Origin of the sequence: Streptomyces sp. NPDC048338 (genome assembly GCF_043201055.1) — a bacterium.
Lineage (GTDB): Bacteria > Actinomycetota > Actinomycetes > Streptomycetales > Streptomycetaceae > Streptomyces.
In genome coordinates this window covers 86,362-103,735 of the sequence record NZ_JBICYQ010000004.1, presented here as the reverse complement: position 1 = coordinate 103,735, position 17,374 = coordinate 86,362, and the positions used below count along the sequence as shown (strand labels likewise).

The following is a 17,374-nucleotide window of genomic DNA, read 5'->3' as shown; positions in this document are numbered from 1 at the left end:
CATGACCATGGTCGCGATACTCAGCGGAGCCGGGATCTCCACGGATTCCGGCATCCCGGACTACCGAGGACCCGACGGCGTGTGGACGCGCGATCCGGAGGCGGAGAAGCTCGCCACCTACGAGCACTACATGAAGGATCCCGGGATCCGGCGGCGCGCGTGGCGGGTGCGGCTGGAGGGGCCCGTGCTGCGCGCCGAGCCGAACGCGGCACACCGGGCGATCGCCGCGTTCGAACAGACAGGGAACCCGGTCCGGGTGATCACCCAGAACGTGGACGGACTGCACCAGATCGCCGGGCTGTCCGAGCGCAAGGTGCTCGAACTCCACGGTTCGGCCCGCTCGGTGGTGTGCACCGGCTGCCATGCCCGGTCGTCGATGAGCGACGCGCTGGACCGGGTGCGCGCCGGTGAGGACGATCCGGGGTGTCTCTCCTGCGGGGCCGTCCTCAAGTCGGCCACCGTGATGTTCGGTCAGCGACTCGACCCGGTGGTGCTGGGCGAGGCGATGTCGATCGCCAAGGCGACCGAGGTGTTCATCGCCGTCGGCACCAGCCTCCAGGTCCAGCCGGCGGCCTCGCTCGCGGGCATCGCCGCGGAGCACGGGGCCCGTCTGATCATCGTCAACGCCCAGCCGACCCCGTACGACGCGGTCGCCGACGAGCTCGTCCGCGAGCCGATCGGGACCGCGCTGCCGAAGGTGCTCGGCCGGTACGCCTGAAGGCTGGGACCCGACGGCACGCCGGGCCGCGGGCCGGTCGAGGACGTCGCGTCACCCGCACCGGACCGCCTCCCGCGGTCCGGTGCGGTGCCGTGCGGTGCCCGTCAGAAGAGCGCGTCCGGCTCGGCCGCGCCCGATTCGAAGGCCAGCAGCCGCTGCTTGCGGCTGAGCCCGCCGCCGTAGCCGGTCAGGCTGCCGCCCGCGCCGATCACCCGATGGCACGGGACGATGATCGTGACCGGGTTCTTCCCGTTCGCCAGGCCGACCGCGCGCGAGGCGCCGGGGCTGCCGAGGGCCTCGGCCAGCTCGCCGTAGGTGCGGGTCTCGCCGTACGGGATGCGCCGCAGCTGCTCCCAGACCCGCAGCTGGAACTGCGTGCCGTCGAGGCGCAGCGGGAGGTCGAACTCCGTCAGTTCGCCGGCGAAGTACGCGTCGAGCTGGCGGATCGCCTCGCCGAACGGCCGCGGGTCGGGCTCCCCGAAGGTCTCCTCCGGCGGGCGGTGGCGCTGGTCGGTCATGTACATACGGCTGAGGACGCCGTCGACGGCGACCAGGGTGAGGGCGTCGTACGGGCTGTCCACGACCGTGTGCTGTACGAGGGGCATGGTCTCGGCTTCCTGGAGAGTGTCCTGCCGGTCAGGCCGGGAGATGGTTGATCGGGTGGTCGTCGGTGGCCCAGAGGTACTGGACGGCGTACGCCCGCCAGGGCCGCCAGCGCGCGGCGGCGGCCGTGAGGGCTGCCGGGGTGGCCGGCAGCCCGAGGCCCTCGGCCGCGCGGCGCATGCCGAGGTCGCCCGGCAGGAACGCGTCCGGGTCCCCCAGCGCCCGCATCGCGATGACCTCGGTGGTCCACGGGCCGAATCCCGGCAGGGCCAGGAGCCGGGCCCGTGCCTCGTCCCAGTCGCTGTCGAGGCCGAGCCGCAGCGCGCCGTCGGCGAGTGCCCCGACGAGTGTGACGAGGGTGGTCCGGCGGCTGCGGGGCAGCGCGAGGGACGCGGGGTCGAGCGAGGCCAGTGCCTCCGGCGTCGGGAAGAGGTGGGTGAGCCCGCCCTCGGGGTCGTCGACCGGTACGCCGTGCGCGGCGACCAGGCGCGCCGCGTGGGTCCGGGCGGCGGCGGTGGACACCTGCTGGCCCAGCACCGCCCGTACGGCGAACTCGGCGGCGTCGACCGTCCGCGGCACCCGGCGCCCGGGTGCGGCGTCGACCAGCGGCGCGAGCAGCGGGTCGGTCCGCAGCTGGTCGTCGACGGCCACCGGGTCGGCGTCCAGGTCGAGCAGCCAGCGGCAGCGGCTGATGGCGTTGGTCAGGTCGCGCGGGTCGGTGAGGAACAGGCGGCAGGCGATGTGGTCGGGGCGCGGGCTGAGGGCCACGATGCCGTGGCCGTGCGGCAGGTTCAGCGTCCTGCGGTAGGCGCCGTCCCGCCACTCCTCCACCCCGGGGACCGCTGTCGCGGCGAGGTGGCCGAACAGGTTGGACGGGTTGAGGGGCGCGCGGTACGGCAGCCGCAGCACGATCACGCCCGGGGTGCGCGGGGCGTGATCGGCCGCGCGGGAGCGGGCCGCGCGGGAGCGCAGCTCACCGGGCGGCAGGGCGAAGACCTGGCGGACGGTGTCGTTGAAGGTGCGGATCGAGGAGAAGCCGGCGGCGAAGGCGATCTCGGCCATCGGCATCGGCGTGGTCTCGATGAGCACGCGCGCCGCCTGGGCGCGCTGGGCGCGGGCCAGGGCGAGCGGGCCGGCGCCGAGCTCGGCGAGGAGCTGGCGCTCGATCTGGCGGGTGGAGTAGCCGAGCCGCGCGGCGAGCCCGGGCACGCCCTCGCGGTCGACCACGCCGTCGCGGATCAGCCGCATGGCGCGGGCGACGACGTCGGCGCGGACGTTCCATTCCGGGGAGCCGGGGCTGGTGTCGGGCCGGCAGCGCTTGCAGGCCCGGAACCCGGCGCGCTGGCAGGAGGCCGCGCTGGGGTGGAACACCATGTTCTCCACCTTGGGCGGCACGACCGGGCAACTGGGCCGGCAGTAGATCCGGGTGGTCCGGACGGCGGTGAAGAAGACGCCGTCGAAGCGGGCGTCCTTCGACTTGACGGCCCGGACGCAGGCCTCGGTGTCGGTGTGCATGGGTTCAAGCATCGGGGACGGGGAGGGCTCCCGGCTGGCGAGAAAACGACATCGACCTCGGCCGGCCGGGCGCCGCGCGGCGGACGGGGCGCTCCCGGAACCGGGGACGCGCTACCACGGCGGGGCGACACCCGCATGCCGGTCCCGTCTCGATTTCCTGCCCGGGCAGGCGCAGCATGGAAGGACGGGTTCCCCTACGGCCCCGACGGGCCGAGGAAGTGAACGGGTGACAGCCGAGTCCGTGATCACAGCCGCAGCCACGAGAAGAGCCCCATGACCGGAAGGCTTGGCCGAACACGGGGGCTGGGGCTGCGCAGTGTCGCCGGGCAGGTCTTCGCCCTGCAGGCGATCATCGTGGGCCTGCTCGTCGCCGTCGGGACGCTGGCCCTGATCCTCCAGGCCCGGTACGACACCGAGGCGGACGCGCGCAACCGGTCGCTCGCCGCCGCGGAGGCGTTCGCACACGCCCCGGGGCTGCTGGACGCCCTGCGGGCACCGGACCCGTCGGCCGTGCTCCAGCCCCGGACCGAGGCGGCCCGCAAGGCCGCGGGGGTCGACTTCATCGCCGTGATGACCCCGGACGGCATCCGCTACACCGACTCCCGGCCGGAGCTGATCGGGCAGCGCGCGACCGGCGACATCGCCCGCGCCAGGGGCGGGGAGTCGTTCACCGAGGTCTTCACCGGCGAGCCGTCGAGCGCGGTCCGCGCGATCGTCCCCATCCGGACCGACGACGGCGACATCGTGGGCCTGGTCGGCACCGGGATCGAGGTCGAGAACGTCTCCAACGTCGTCGAGGGCCAACTGCCGCTCCTCATCGGCACCGCCGCGGGCGCCCTGGTCCTCGCGGTGGGCGGCGCCGCCCTGGTGACCCGCCGTCTGCTCCGGCAGACCCACGGACTGGGTCCGCTGGAGATGACCCGGATCAACGAGCACCACGAGGCCGTCCTGCACGCGGTGCGCGAGGGGGTGCTCATCATCGACGCGGACCGCAGGCTGCTGCTCGCCAACGACGAGGCGCGACGGCTGCTCGACCTGGCGCCGGACGCCGAACAGCGGCACGTGACGGAGCTGGGCCTCGACCCGCGCACCGCCTCGCTGCTCGCCTCCGGCCGCAGCGTCACGGACGAGGTGCACCTCGCGGGCGACCGGCTCCTCGCCGTCAACGTGCGTCCGACCGCCCCGTACAAGGGCCGCCCCACCGGGACCGTCATGACCCTGCGGGACTCGACCGAGCTGGCCGCGCTCTCCGGCCGGGCGGAGGTGGCCCGCGGCCGGCTCCAGCTGCTCTACGACGCCGGGGTGCGGATCGGCAGCACGCTGGACGTGGCGCGGACCGCCGAGGAGCTGTCGGAGGTCGCGGTGCCGCGCTTCGCCGACTACGTGACCGTGGAACTCCTGGAGCCGGTGCTGCTGGGCGAGGAGCCGAGCGGCGCGTACACCGAGATGCGCCGCGCCGCGCTGTCGGGCATCGGGGAGCAGCCGCCGCTGCAGCCGGTCGGCGACCTGATCCGGTGCGACGTGCCGACGACGCCGATGGCGGTGGCGCTCGACACCGCGCACGCGGTCCTCGTGACCGACCTGCACACGGCCGACGGCTGGCGGGCACAGGACCCCGAGGGCGCCGCCGCCGCGCTCGCCTACGGTCTGCACTCGCTGGTCGCGGCGCCGCTGATGGCCCGCGGGGTCGTGCTCGGGCTGGCCAACTTCTGGCGGGCCGAGACGCCCGAGCCCTTCGACGACGAGGACGTGTCCTTCGGGGAGGAGCTGACCGCGCGCGCCGCGGTCTCCATCGACAACGCGCGCCGGTTCACCCGCGAGCACGCCATGGCCGTGACCCTCCAGCGCAGCCTCCTCCCCCGGGTGCTGCCGGAGCTGTCCGCCGTCGACGTCGCCTACCGCTACCTGCCGGCGAAGGCGGGGGTGGGCGGCGACTGGTTCGACGTGATCCCGCTTCCGGGAGCCCGGGTGGCACTGGTCGTCGGCGACGTCGTCGGCCACGGGCTGCACGCGGCGGCGACCATGGGCCGGCTGCGGACGGCCGTGCTCAACTTCTCCACCCTGGACCTGCCGCCCGACGAGCTCCTGGGCCACCTCGACGAGCTGATCGACCGGATCGACCGCCCCGACAGCGGTGGAGGGAACGGCGAGAACGGCGCCGACGGCGGCGAGGACGACTCGCCGGAACGGATCACGGGCGCCACCTGCCTGTACGTGGTCTACGACCCGGCCAGCGGCCGGTGCTCGATGGCCGGCGCCGGGCATCCCGGGCCCGCGATCGTGCATCCGGACGGGCGGGTGGAGTTCCCCGAGCTGCCGGTCGGTCTGCCGCTGGGCGTGGGCGGGATGCCTTTCGAGGCCACGGCGCTCCGGCTGCCGGAGGGCAGCCGTCTCGTCCTGTTCACCGACGGCCTCCTGGAGGATCGCGACCGGGACTTCGACACCGGAGTCGCGCTGCTGCGCGACGCGCTCGCGACGACCGGCCGGAGCCCCGAGCAGGCGTGCGCGGACGTCCTCGCCTCCCTGCTCGTCCCGGCGCCGGACGACGACATCGCCCTGCTCGTCGCCGACACCCGGCGGCTGCCGGCGGACCGGATCGCGGAGTGGACGGTGCCCTCCGACCCGGCGGAGGTCTCCCGGATCCGCAACGAGGGCGCGGCGCAGCTGGCCGCCTGGGATCTGGAGGACATCGCGTTCTCCGCGGAGCTGATCCTGAGCGAGCTGGTCACCAACGCGATCCGGTACGGCGCCGAGCCGATCAAGGTGCGGCTGCTGCGGGACGCCCAGCTCATCTGCGAGATCTCGGACGGCAGCAGCACGTCGCCCCACCTGCGCTACGCCGCCACCACGGACGAGGGCGGGCGCGGTCTTTTCCTGGTCGCCCAGTTCGCGGAGCGCTGGGGCACCCGCTACACCGAGCGGGGCAAGGTCATCTGGGCCGAGCTGCCGCTCACCGGGGGCGTGCAGGCGGCGGTGCCGGTGCCGGACCTGGACGCGCTGGAGGACCTGGCCTGGTGAGGCGGGCGGCCCGCGGCCGGAGTCCCGGGGCGTCGTCGGCCGGGGGCGGTCGGGCGTCGGTGGTCGGGGCGTGGTGGTCGGGGCGTGGTCAGCCGAGGGCGGTCCGGGCGAGCAGCACGGCGACGTCGTCCTGCGGCGCGCCGGTCAGCAGCTGGTCGAGGATGCCGTCGCAGAGCCGGGTCAGTGGCCGTTCGAGGTCGAACAGGGCACGGGCGAGCTGGTCCATGCCCTCGTCGAGGTCCCGGTCCCGGGCCTCGATGAGGCCGTCGGTGTACAGCACGAACAGGGAGCCCGGGGGAAGCAGCACCTCCTGCGTGCAGAAGTCCTGGCCGCCGGTGCCGAGGGGCGTGCCGAGCGAACCCTCCAGGAAGGTGATCGCGCCGTCGGCCGTGGCGACGGCGGGCGGCGGGTGCCCGGCCCTGGCGATCACGACGCAGCCCGACGCCGGGTCGTGGACGGCGTACACGCAGGTCGCCATCTCGTCCTCCCCCAGGTCCGCGACGACCGCGTCGAGGGAGCGGAGCAGCTGGGCGGGCGGGACGCCCTCGCGGGCGAGCGTGCGGACGGCGGTGCGGAGCTGGCCCATGACCGCCGCGGCGTGGATGCCGTGCCCCATGACGTCGCCGATCACGAGGCCCGTACGGCCTTCGGACAGGGCGATGACGTCGTACCAGTCGCCGCCGACGTCGTGGTCGCTGGCGGGGAGGTAGCGCCCGGTGAGTTCCAGGCCGCCGACCCGGGGCAGGGCGTTGTTGGTCAGGCTGCGCTGGAGCGTGAGGGCGGCCTCGCGCTGGCCGGTGTACATCCGGGCGTTGTCGATGCTGAGTGCCGCGCGCGCCACCAGGTCGTCGATGAGGACGCGGTCCTGCTCGTCGAACGGCTCGCGCTCCTTGACCCGGGTCACGGTCACCGAGCCGAGCACCTTGCCTCGGGCGACCATCGGGACCATCCGGGCCGAGCCGATGCGGTCGGCGAAGTAGTCCCGCAGCGGGGCGGCGCGAGGGTCGGGGAACAGGGCGTCGAGGTCGGAGTGGTAGAGGTTCATGGGGCGGCCGTCGGCGAGCACGCGTTCGTACACGGTGCCGAGCGGGACCTGGTAGGTCTGCCCGGCGACCAGGTAGGCGGTGGGGGCCGTCGGTTCGGGGAAGGCGGCGGCGAGCCGGCGCAGGACGCCCCGGGTGGAGGCGGCGGCCTCGTCGGGTTCGAGGACCGCTTCGAGCATCTGCACGTCGGCGGAGTCGGCGAGCCGGGGAACGAGTACCTGGACGACCTCCTCCGCGGTCTGCCGCAGGTCCAGGGTGGTGCCGATGCGGGTGCCGGCCTCCGCGAGCAGGGCGAAGCGGTGGCGGGCGCGCTCGACCTCGACCTGGGCGCGCTGGCTCTCGGTGATGTCGATGAGGGAGGCGATCAGGCCCAGCCGGCGGCCGGAGCCGTCGAGCAGCGGGGCGTACGAGCAGGACCAGGTGTGGTCGTGGTCGGGGTCGGACGGTGTCCGCCCGGTGCGGCGCACGTCGACGACGGCCTCGCCGCCGACCAGGACCTGATGCATCGTGGCCTCGAGGGCGGCCGCGTTGACGCCCGGTACGACCTCGGTCAGGCGCTTGCCGAGGTGTTCGGCCGGGGAGACTCCGTTCATCCGGGCCAGGGCGTCGTTGACGCGCAGGAAGCGCAGGTCGGGGCCGAGGGTGGCGAGGCCGATGGGCGACTGGGTGAAGAGGCTCTGGAGGGCCGCCAGCGAGTCGCGCATGCGCAGGACCTCGGAGGTCTCCACGGCGATCAGCATGGCCCCGGTCCGCCCCTGGGGGTCGGCGTCGGGGACGATCCACATCTCCATCGTCACGTCGTGGCCGTCGCGGTGGCGCACGGGCAGGGTGCCCACGACGGACTCGCCGGACTGGACCCGCCGGGTCAGCTGGTCGGCGAGCGCCCGGTTGGCGTCGGGCACGAGCACGGGTGCGGCGGGACGGCCGAGAAGGTCCTCGGGGCGGTGCCCGAGGAGGTCCTGCGCCGCGAGGGACCACTCGACGACGCGACCGTCGGCGTCCTCCCTCCAGAGGGCGATCGGCAGCAGCTCGCGCAGCACACCCGCGTATCCGACGGCAGCGTCCGGCCGCTCCGGCGTCTCGCTCGCCGGCTGATGACTGTCCAACGAATCGTCCTGACCCCGGGGGGTGTTTTTCCTACTCAATCACCCTATCCGAGGCATGTCGGCGAGGCTCTGCGTGCGGGGCCGTTCGGCTGGGGGGCGGGGTACGGCACTCGCGGGCGCGGCCCCAGCCCCCGGCCGAGGGGTGTGCCGGGGCGGGCGCGGGTGCGCGGGCCGCGCGCGGTGGCGGTCAGTCCAGCAGCGCGGCGAACGCCGTGTGGGCGGGCTCGTCGAAGAGCACGAAGCGGACCTCCTCGACCGCCGTCTCCGTCGCCCGCACCGTCTCCAGCGCGATCCGGGCGCCGTCGTCCATCGGCCAGCCGTAGACGCCGGTCGAGATCGCCGGGAAGGCCACCGTCCGCGCCCCGAGCCCGTCGGCGATGCGGAGCGACTCGCGGTAGCAGGAGGCGAGCAGCGCGGAGCGGTCCTCCTCGCGGGACCAGACGGGACCGACGGTGTGGACGACCCAGCGGGCGTCCAGGCGGCCCGCCGTGGTGGCGACTGCCTGCCCGGTCGGCAGGCCGCCGCCGTAGTGTCCGGCGCGCAGCCTGCGGCAGTCCTCCAGGACGGCCGGGCCGCCCTTGCGGTGGATCGCCCCGTCGACGCCGCCGCCTCCGAGCAGGGAGGAGTTCGCCGCGTTCACCACGGCGTCGACGTGCTGCTCGGTGATGTCCCCGCGGACCAGCGTGATCTTCGTCGGATGCGTCATACGTCCATCATCGCGCCGCACCCACCGGCGCCGCCGAACCTTTTCCGGCCCCCTCGCCGCCGGGCCCCGCGGGCTCGCGTCCACGCGGGTCCGCGTCAGCGGCGGGCCGCGCGCAGCCGCCGCCAGACCGCCTTGGCCGCGTTGTGCCCGGACATGCCGTGGACACCCGGCCCCGGCGGGGTGGCGGAGGAGCAGAGGAAGACCGCGGGATGCGGGGTGCTGTAGGGGAAGAGGGACAGCTTGGGCCGCAGGATCAGCTGGAGGCCGCGGGCGGCACCGCAGGCGATGTCGCCGCCGACGTAGTTCGCGTTGCGGGCGGCGAGCTCGGGCGGTCCGGCGGTCGCGCGGGCGAGGACCCGGTCGCGGAAGCCGGGGGCGAAGCGCTCGATCTGGCGCTCCACGGCCTCGGTGAGGTCGCCCTCCCAGCCGTTGGGCACGTGCCCGTACGCCCAGAAGACCTGCTTGCCCTCGGGTGCGCGGGAGTCGTCGACGAGGCTGGGCTGGGCGGTGATGAGGAAAGGGGTCTCCGGCGCCGTACCGGAGGACGCCTGGTGCAGCGCGGTGGCGATCTCGCCGCTGGAGGGACCGATCTGGACGGTGCCCGCCCGGCGCGGCTCCTCCGCCTTCCAGGGGACGGGCCCGTCCAGCGCGTAGTCGATCTTGAAGACGCTGGCGCCGTAGCGGTAGGCGTCGTAGTAGCCGCCGAAGCCGGCGATCCGGGCGAGGGCGGTGGGCGAGGTGTCGAAGACGTAGGCGCGCGCCGGCGGCAGGTCGTCGAGCCGCTTGACCTCGCAGTCGGTGTGGACGGCGCCGCCCAGGTCCTTCAGGTACGCGGTGAGGGCGTCCGCGATGGACTGGGAGCCTCCTCGGGGCAGCGGCCAGCCGCCCTCGTGCGCGGCGAGCGCGAACACCAGGCCCACCGCCGTCGTGGCGAACCCGCCCAGCGGGGCGATGACATGGCCGACCAGACCGGCGAACAGGGCGCGCGCCTTGTCGTCCTGGAAGCGGCGCAGCAGCCAGGTCGACGGCTGCAGGCCGTCGAGGCCGAAGCGGGCGAGCGTGACCGGGTCGCGGGGCAGGGCGGTGAGCGGCAGGGACATGAAGTCCCGTACGAGCGTGTCCCACCTGCCGAGGTAGGGGGCCACCAGCCGCCGGTACGTGCCCGCGTCACGCGGTCCGAAGGAGGCGGCGGTCTCGGCGACGGACCGGGACAGCACGGCGGCCGTCCCGTCGTCCCAGGGATGGGCCATGGGCAGCCGGGGGTGCAGCCACTCCAGGCCGTACCGGTCCAGCGGCATGGTCTTGAAGACGGGCGAGCCGACGCCCAGCGGGTGCACGGCGGAACAGGGATCGTGCCGGAAGCCGGGGAGGGTCAGCTCCTCGGTCCTGGCACCCCCACCGACCGTGGACTTGGCCTCGAACACGGCCACGGAGAAGCCCCGGCGGGCCAACTCCACAGCGGCGGTCAGCCCGTTGGGTCCCGCCCCCACGACGACGGCATCGAGCATCGACGGCACCTTCGGACTCCTTCGTCAGCCGATGGCCAGGGCTCCCAGGATATTCCTGTGCTCCGACGGCCTTTATCGGCCCCGCAGCAGTGTCCGGATCCGGTCGCCCGTGGCCGTGTCGCGGGCCGCGGTGAACGGCAGCGCGTTGCCCCCGGTGATGCGGAACGGTTCGCCCGCGACCGTCGTGTGCGTCCCGCCCGCCTCGGTCACCAGAAGCAGGCCGGCGGCGTGGTCCCAGGCGTACTCCCAGGAGAAGGCCGTGGCGTCGAGCTCGCCGCGGGCGATGTCGAGGTACTCCAGACCGGCGGAGCCGCACGGCCGGGGACGGACCCCGTCCGCCCGCAGCCCGAGCAGGGCGGCCTTCTGGTCCGGGGTGGTGTAGTCGGGGTGCGAGGTGGCGACCTCCAGGGTCGCGGACGGTGACGGCGACCCGGAGCGTATGGGGCGGCCGTTGAGCGTGGCACCGCGCCCTCGGACCGCGACGGCCATCTCCTCGCGTGCCGGGGCGAACGTCCAGGAGGCGAGGAGATCGCCGCGGAGCGCGAGCGCGACCAGGGTGCAGAAGTCCGGCTCGCCGCGCACGAACTGCCGCGTGCCGTCGACCGGGTCGACGATCCAGACCGGGGCGTCGCCCCGGAGCGCGGCATAGACCCCGGGGTCGGCGTGCACGGCCTCCTCGCCGACCACCACGGAGCCCGGCAGCAGCGCGGTGAGCGACGCGGTCAGATGGGCCTCGGCGGCCCTGTCGGCGACGGTGACCAGATCGTGCGGGCCGTTCTTCTCGACGATCTCGTGCGCGGCGAGCTGCCGGAAGCGAGGCATGATCTCGGCGGCGGCCGCCTTGCGGACCGCCTCCTCCACCTCGGTCGTGCCACCGGCCAGGACGTGGTCAAGGAAGTCTTCGATCATGCGTCCAGCTAAGCACGGCCCGCTGACATTCCGGGAGTCCGTGCCGTAACCCACTGTTTCCCCACGGAGTACGCTTTGGCCGAGTTCACCCCTGAGATCCGGGCCGTCGCGATCCCGTCGTCCGGTCCGGTCGTCGCCTCCCGGGAGGGTTCGTGCACGGCGAGTACAAGGTGCCCGGCGGAAAGCTGGTCGTCGTCGACCTCGACACACGGGACGGCGTCCTGCGCGACGTCCGGGTCGCGGGCGACTTCTTCCTGGAACCGGACGAGGCGATCCAGGCCATCGACCGCGCGCTGGAGGGCGCCCCGGCCGACACGGACGCGTCGGGCCTCGCGGCCCGGATCGACGCGGCCCTGCCGCCGGGGACGGAGATGTTCGGGCTCACCACGGAGGGGATCGGGGTGGCCGTCCGCCGGGCCCTGGCGCACGCCACCGACTGGACCGACTACGCCTGGCAGTTGATCCACGAGCCGCCCCAGGCGCCCGCCCTGCACATGGCGCTCGACGAGGTCCTGACCGCCGAGGTCGCGGCCGGCCGGCGCCCGCCGACCCTGCGGGTCTGGGAGTGGGGCGCGCCGGCCGTGGTCATCGGCAGCTTCCAGTCGCTGCGCAACGAGGTGGACCCGGAGGCGGCCGAGCGGCACGGCATCGAGGTGGTCCGCCGGATCTCCGGTGGCGGCGCCATGTTCATCGAACCGGGCAACACCATCACGTACTCCCTCTCCGTACCCGACGCCCTCGTGCAGGGCCTGTCCTTCACCGACAGCTACGCCTACCTCGACGACTGGGTGCTCGGCGCGCTCGGCGACATGGGGGTGAAGGCCTGGTACCAGCCGCTCAACGACATCGCCACGGACGCCGGCAAGATCGCGGGCGCCGCGCAGAAGCGCATGGTGGCGGGCGAGGGCGCGGTGCTGCACCACGTGACGATGGCGTACGACATCGACGCCGACAAGATGACGGAGGTGCTGCGGATCGGCCGCGAGAAGCTCTCCGACAAGGGCACGTCGAGCGCGAAGAAACGGGTGGATCCGCTGCGCCGGCAGACCGGACTGCCGCGCGAGGCGGTCATCGAGCGGATGATCGGCTCCTTCCGGGACCGTTACGGCCTGACCGAGGGCCGGGTCACGGAGGAGGAGAAGGCGCGGGCGAAGGAGCTGGCCGCGGCCAAGTTCGGCACGCGGGAGTGGACGGCGAGGGTGCCTTAGGGCCGTGCGGGCGAGGGGCCGGGACTCCGCGGGCCGTGCGGGCGCCCGGTGTCGCCGGTCGCGCGGGCCCGGGCGGCCGGGAACCCCGGGGAGGGCGCCCGTACGATCGACGGATGCGCGTCGATCGGCCGGTGAAGCCGGGGTTGAGGATGGAGAGCGCCGACGGGCGGCGGCTGGTCCTGCTCCAGGGCGACGTCCCCGTCCTCTTCGCCCGCCCCCGCGCCACGCACCGCGGGGTGCACTACGCCCGTACCGGCCTGTACGTGTCCCCGCTGCCGCCTCTGCGTGCCGAAGAGGCCCGCGCCCACGCGGAGTTCGCGACGCCGGGTTCCCGGGAGTGGAGCGGGCGCTGGGCGGCTCACGCCGTGTCCCGCCTGCGGGAGGCGGCCGGCGGACCGCTCCACGAGGGGGACTGGAACCTCGGCCCGGAACGCTCCCGCTGGTTCGCGGACTGCAACTGGCCCAAGCTCGCCGCGCACGACCCCGATCGGGGCCACCTGACCTGGTTCGGCTACGGCGACCCGGATGAGGACGCCCGGGACCTGCTGCCCCTGCGCGCGCTGTCACGCCCCGGAGCTCCACGGGTGAGGGCGTTCCGCCGCCAGTACCGCGAGGGGGTGCTCCCGCCCGTGCTCGTCTGGTGGATCAGCGGTCTGAACTCCCCGGTCGTCCTGGACGGTCACGACCGGCTGGCCGCGGCGCTCGCGGAGGGCGGGCGTCCGCACGTCCTGACCCTGTCCCGGAAGCAGGACGAGCGGTGGACGTCACTGCTCTCCGAGGGGCCGGTCAGGGAGTACGAGCACCGGATCGCCGCGCTCGACGGGCCGCTCGCCGCGAACCGGATCGCGCACCAGGGGCGCCGGCTCGCGGACGAGCTGCGGGAGATCGCCGGCGCGCCCGACCTCACCCGGGCCTGGCCCCTGCCCGGGGGCCCGGCCGCCTGGGACGCCGCCGTCGCCCGGCACGTTCCCGGCTGGGCGCCGGACGCCGATCTCTGAGGGGTGTCCGGGTCACGTCGCCCCCTGAGAGGCGCTGTCAGACCCGATCCGGCGGGCGGTGCTCGAACCAGCGGCGGTCGTCCTCCAGTTGGGCCGCGAGCGAGATCAGCAGCGGTTCGCTGCCCGCCGGTCCGAGCAGCTGGGCGCCGACCGGGAGGCCGTCGGGCAGGAATCCGGCCGGTACGTTCACACCCGGCCAGCCGAGCACGTTCCACGGCCAGGCGTAGGGGCAGGCGGCCGCCATCGTCAGGTCGGTGCGCCAGCCCGGCATCGCGTCGAAGGTGCCGATCCGCGGCGGCGGGGCGGCCGTCGTGGGCGCGAGCAGGACGTCGTACGTGTCGAAGAAGGCGCCGATCCGACGGTGCTGGTGGGCCTCCCGGGCGCGCGCCGCGCGCAGGATCCGGCCGCCGAGCCGGCGCCCGGTGCGGGTCGCGCCGAGGGTCCGCGGATCGAGCAGGGCGGGGTCGGGGTGCCGGTCGGCGTACTCGGCGACCCCGGCCGTCGCCCGCGGCAGGAAGCTGAGCCCGATGAGTCCGTAGCGCGGCCGCGCCTCCTCCACCGTGTGGCCGAGCCGGGCCAGTGCCTCCGCGAGCTCGGTGACGGCCCGCCGGATGCCCGCGTCGAGCGGGTTGTGCGTGGCGGTGAAGGGGGATTTCCAGGCGAGGGCGATCCGCAGGCGCCCCGGCTCCCGGCGCGCGGCGGCCGAGGCGTCGATCGCGGACGGCTGGAAGCGGTCGCCCGGGTGGGACCCGGCGACGGCGTCGAGCAGCAGGGCCGCGTCGCCGACCGTACGGGCGAGGGGGCCGTTCACGGTGAGGCCCTGGAAGCAGTCGTCGTAGGGGTGGACGGAGACCCGGCCCCGCTGCGGCTTGATGCCGACGAGATGGGTCCACGCGGCCGGGATCCGGATGGACCCGGCACCGTCGGAGCCGAGGGCGGCCGGGACGATTCCGGCGGCGACGGCAGCGGCGGAGCCGCCGGACGACCCGCCGGGGGTGTGGTCGGTGTTCCACGGGTTGCGGGTGGCGCCGAAGGCGGGGCCCTCGGTGAACGGCCACTGGCCCAGTTCGCAGGAGTTCGTCTTGCCGACGATCACCGCGCCGGCGGCCCGCAGCCGGCGTACGGCCTCGCCGTCGCCTTCGGCCTCGGGGATGTCGCCGGCGCAGCCGAAGCGGGTGGGCAGACCGGCGACGTCGGTGTCGTCCTTGACGGCGAGGGGGACGCCGAGCAGCGGAAGCCGCTCGCCCGCGGCGAGCCGCCGGTCGGCTTCCGCGGCCTCCGCGAGGGCGGCCTCGGGGCGGGTGCAGCGGAAGGCGTTGAGTGTGGTCCGGGTGGCTTCGATCCGGTCGAGCGCGGCCCGGACGAGCGTGACGGAGTCGACGCTCCCCTCGGCCAACTGCCTTGCCTGTCCGGTCAGTCCGGTGTCTGCGATTGCGGTCACGGCAGCCCCTCCCCTGAGTCTGCCGCGAACCTTACTGGAGCGTAACGTCGCTGTCAGCACCTGGGCTACCGACGGGTAGGGGGGAGGGGGAGGAGGGGGAGGAGGGGGAGGAGGGGGAGGAGGGGGAGGAGGGGGAGGAGGGGGAGGGAGTTGCGGCCGGGGGCAGGAAGGGACCTGCGGCCGGGGGGGCTTGAAGGGTGCGGGTCTTGGGGCTCTTGGGCCCTGGCTACTTCGTTTGCTTCTGGTGGTTGGCCGCCCTCTCTCCGAGTGTGGCGGGTTACGGCGCCGCTTCAAGGGCGCTCCTTCGTCGCGTCGCTGCGCGATGGCCTGGCGGCCACCCTTGACCCGTCGCCTCCACCCGCCTTTTCACACTCGGAGGGCGGCCCGGGGAGGGGGTCCAGGCGGGGGGCCGGGGGCGCGCAGCGCCGTCGGCCCGCGTCGGGTCCGGGGGGGTTCAGCGCAGCCATTGAATGGGGCAGTCGGGCGCGGCTTAGCGGATGCGACTCGATTCCTGGCGGGGATTCATGCCCCGCTGGTCATTCTCCGGTGGTGGGTGAAGCCGAATCCAAGAGCCCTTGGGATGGTTGCCGACCCGGGCGTGCCTCCTCCACCCGGCCCGGTCCATCCCGGCAGGCGGAGCCATCCCGAATGACGCTAGCGCGTACATTACTTGCGGTAACCGGGCGGGATATGGGACTTAACGGGCCATATCGGACTCTCGGGAGGCTTAATGTACGCCGTAACGTCATCGGGCAGCCGATCCCAGACCGGCGATGGGACGGGCGGGGCGGACGGGACCCACCTGGCCCGCCGCCCCGCGCGCCCGGCTACCCCTGACCCGAACCGGCGATGCCGGCTACGGATTCGGCTTCACCCCCACCGGAGAATGACCAGCGGGGCATGAATCCCGGCCAGGACACGACGGATTGTCGCTAAGCGCTGCCGGGTCACCCCATTCAATAACTGCGCTAGACCACCCCAAGACGGACGGCCGCCGACGGCGCCCGAGAGGCACCGGGCCCCGGAGCGGATGCCCCTCCCCCGGGCCGCCCTCCGAGTGTGAAAAGGCAGCCGGGACCGGGCGGTCAAGGGTGGGCGCAGCCCATCGCGCAGCGACGCGACGAGGAACGAGGAGCGCCCTTGAGGGCACGGACCCGGCTGCCACACTCGGAGAGAGGGCGGCCAACCACCAGAAGCCAACGGGGACCGGACGACACCAAGACCCCAAAGGCCCCGCACCCCCAAGCCCCCAAGCCCTTCCCCCCCCACACACAAGCGCCCGGCGCGGCACCTCGCCCCTCTCGCGGAGGAGCGGTGACCGGCACCGGGCGCCCGGACGTGCGGAGAAGGGTCAGCCCTGTGCGGCCGGGACCTTTCCGACCAGGATGAACTCGTTGTACGGGAAGACCTTGCCGACGTTCCGCGGGAAGGGGAACGAGTAGGTGCGGTCGACGGTCAGACCGATCTTCTCCGCGTGGCCGCGCAGCCCGTCGAAGTCGACGAAGCGGACGTGGGTGGCGTCGGTCTTGTAGCCGGCCTCCTGGGGACAGATGAGGACCACGGAGCCGCCCGGCTTCACCAGCGGCAGGTACTGCTCCAGGACCGAGTTCCCCAGCGCCTCGTCCATGTGCTCCAGGACATGGGCGCACAGCAGGCTGTCGAAGGAGCCGGGGCCGCAGTCGGGCGCCTCGAAGAGCTCCTCGGAGGTGTAGGCGGTGAGCCCCCGCTCACGGCACGTCCGGACGGACGTGGCGTTGTGGTCGACGCCGACGCTGTCCGGTCCGCAGTTCAGCAGGTTGCGGCCGATGCCGCACCCGACGTCCAGCACACGGCCCAGACCGAGACGCTTCAGGTTCCACCGGTACGGGGCCTGGGTCGGCAGAAGCCGCTTGATTCCCGAGTTCTCCAGGCGGGCGAGGCGCTTGGTGTAGTCGGAGGACTCTGTCCCTGCCGTAAGGGCCTCGTCCTGAGTGCCGGACATCGGCGACCGCCTTCTCTTGCTCTGAGGTAACGGATAACGACCGCGTGGGGGGCGTGCGCGGCGTCCGGCGGACGCGTGAGCGTCGTCGCGGCCCGGAGGCCGCGTTCCCTTCACCGCAGTGTGATCGGTTGCACGAGGCTATGCCATGGACAAGGAGGAGGTAAAGGCCGGCAGGCAGCGAGCCGAAGCCTTGCGGGACACGGCCTCCGGCGTCGACGACGGGCGGATCGCACCTGTGTTCAGAGAGTGACGCCACGTCCTCCGGAGGCAGGAGGGGCACGGAGGAGAAGGAGAGCGGGACGAGGAGTGCGGACCGGTGACCGAGACCTCGCCCGCCGGCCCGGAGAGCACGCCGGAACCACTCCCGGGAGGCCGCGCCCCGCGCACGCGTCTTCTTGCCGCTGCCCCCGGACCGAAACCCGCGAATGCCCGACGATGCAATAACATTTACCTGTCAAATATGGCCTTCTGCAAAGGCGTTATCTCCTCGTTACAGTCGGAGGATTTGCCCCGTTCTGTGACCCTCCGTCGCCCTGCCGCGCGTTCCCCGCACCCCCTTTCGCCGTTCGAAACCAGCGATTTGGTTACCACACGGATCCCTGTCGCGTAACCCCTTGGCG

Annotated in this window: 12 protein-coding genes; 4 read left to right on the top strand and 8 right to left on the bottom strand. The window is 73.7% G+C overall.

Going from position 1 to position 17,374, the window contains the following annotated elements:
• The first annotated feature begins 1 nt into the window (after position 1).
• Positions 2-718, top strand: coding sequence for an NAD-dependent deacetylase (locus tag ACGFZF_RS10910; protein WP_393553135.1), 717 nt, complete (start codon positions 2-4; stop codon positions 716-718).
• 104 nt (positions 719-822) lie between these two features.
• Here the strand turns inward: ACGFZF_RS10910 and ACGFZF_RS10905 are convergent, their stop codons facing one another.
• Both ACGFZF_RS10905 and ACGFZF_RS10900 read right to left on the bottom strand, forming a co-directional pair.
• Positions 823-1,323 (bottom strand): methylated-DNA--[protein]-cysteine S-methyltransferase, encoded by a 501-nt coding sequence (locus ACGFZF_RS10905; protein ID WP_393553133.1) that lies wholly within the window; start codon positions 1,321-1,323, stop codon positions 823-825.
• A 31-nt stretch (positions 1,324-1,354) separates the two neighbouring features.
• The gene (locus tag ACGFZF_RS10900; protein WP_393553131.1) at positions 1,355-2,836 is read right to left on the bottom strand and encodes an AlkA N-terminal domain-containing protein; all 1,482 of its coding nucleotides are present in this window, start codon (positions 2,834-2,836) and stop codon (positions 1,355-1,357) included.
• 273 nt (positions 2,837-3,109) lie between these two features.
• Between ACGFZF_RS10900 and ACGFZF_RS10895 the strand changes: the two genes are divergently transcribed.
• Positions 3,110-5,854: a SpoIIE family protein phosphatase gene (locus tag ACGFZF_RS10895; RefSeq protein ID WP_393553129.1), complete on the top strand. Its 2,745-nt coding sequence runs from the start codon at positions 3,110-3,112 to the stop codon at positions 5,852-5,854.
• Between the two features lie 88 nt (positions 5,855-5,942).
• On the opposite strand, the gene ACGFZF_RS10890 is transcribed toward ACGFZF_RS10895, so the two are convergent.
• The 4 genes from ACGFZF_RS10890 to ACGFZF_RS10875 all read right to left on the bottom strand — a co-directional run bounded on the left by ACGFZF_RS10890 (position 5,943) and on the right by ACGFZF_RS10875 (position 11,126).
• Entirely contained in the window at positions 5,943-8,003 is a 2,061-nt protein-coding gene (locus ACGFZF_RS10890; protein WP_393553127.1) for a SpoIIE family protein phosphatase, read from the bottom strand.
• Between the two features lie 187 nt (positions 8,004-8,190).
• The gene (locus tag ACGFZF_RS10885; RefSeq protein WP_393553124.1) at positions 8,191-8,709 is read right to left on the bottom strand and encodes an O-acetyl-ADP-ribose deacetylase; all 519 of its coding nucleotides are present in this window, start codon (positions 8,707-8,709) and stop codon (positions 8,191-8,193) included.
• A 95-nt stretch (positions 8,710-8,804) separates the two neighbouring features.
• Complete coding sequence (locus ACGFZF_RS10880) at positions 8,805-10,226, bottom strand: phytoene desaturase family protein (RefSeq protein WP_393553122.1); 1,422 nt, start codon at positions 10,224-10,226, stop codon at positions 8,805-8,807.
• A 63-nt stretch (positions 10,227-10,289) separates the two neighbouring features.
• Positions 10,290-11,126, bottom strand: coding sequence for an inositol monophosphatase family protein (locus ACGFZF_RS10875; RefSeq protein WP_393553120.1), 837 nt, complete (start codon positions 11,124-11,126; stop codon positions 10,290-10,292).
• A 152-nt stretch (positions 11,127-11,278) separates the two neighbouring features.
• On the opposite strand from ACGFZF_RS10875, the gene ACGFZF_RS10870 reads away from it, so the two are divergent.
• Both ACGFZF_RS10870 and ACGFZF_RS10865 read left to right on the top strand, forming a co-directional pair.
• Positions 11,279-12,334, top strand: coding sequence for a biotin/lipoate A/B protein ligase family protein (locus tag ACGFZF_RS10870; RefSeq protein ID WP_356608765.1), 1,056 nt, complete (start codon positions 11,279-11,281; stop codon positions 12,332-12,334).
• A gap of 113 nt (positions 12,335-12,447) precedes the next feature.
• Positions 12,448-13,332, top strand: coding sequence for a hypothetical protein (locus ACGFZF_RS10865; RefSeq protein WP_393553117.1), 885 nt, complete (start codon positions 12,448-12,450; stop codon positions 13,330-13,332).
• A gap of 37 nt (positions 13,333-13,369) precedes the next feature.
• On the opposite strand, the gene ACGFZF_RS10860 is transcribed toward ACGFZF_RS10865, so the two are convergent.
• Together ACGFZF_RS10860 and ACGFZF_RS10855 are read right to left on the bottom strand one after the other, a co-directional pair.
• Entirely contained in the window at positions 13,370-14,764 is a 1,395-nt protein-coding gene (locus ACGFZF_RS10860) for an amidase (protein WP_393553722.1), read from the bottom strand.
• 1,360 nt (positions 14,765-16,124) lie between these two features.
• A complete protein-coding gene (locus ACGFZF_RS10855) occupies positions 16,125-16,754 on the bottom strand; it encodes a class I SAM-dependent methyltransferase (protein WP_393553115.1) in 630 nt (209 codons plus the stop codon).
• Positions 16,755-17,374: the final 620 nt, after the last annotated feature.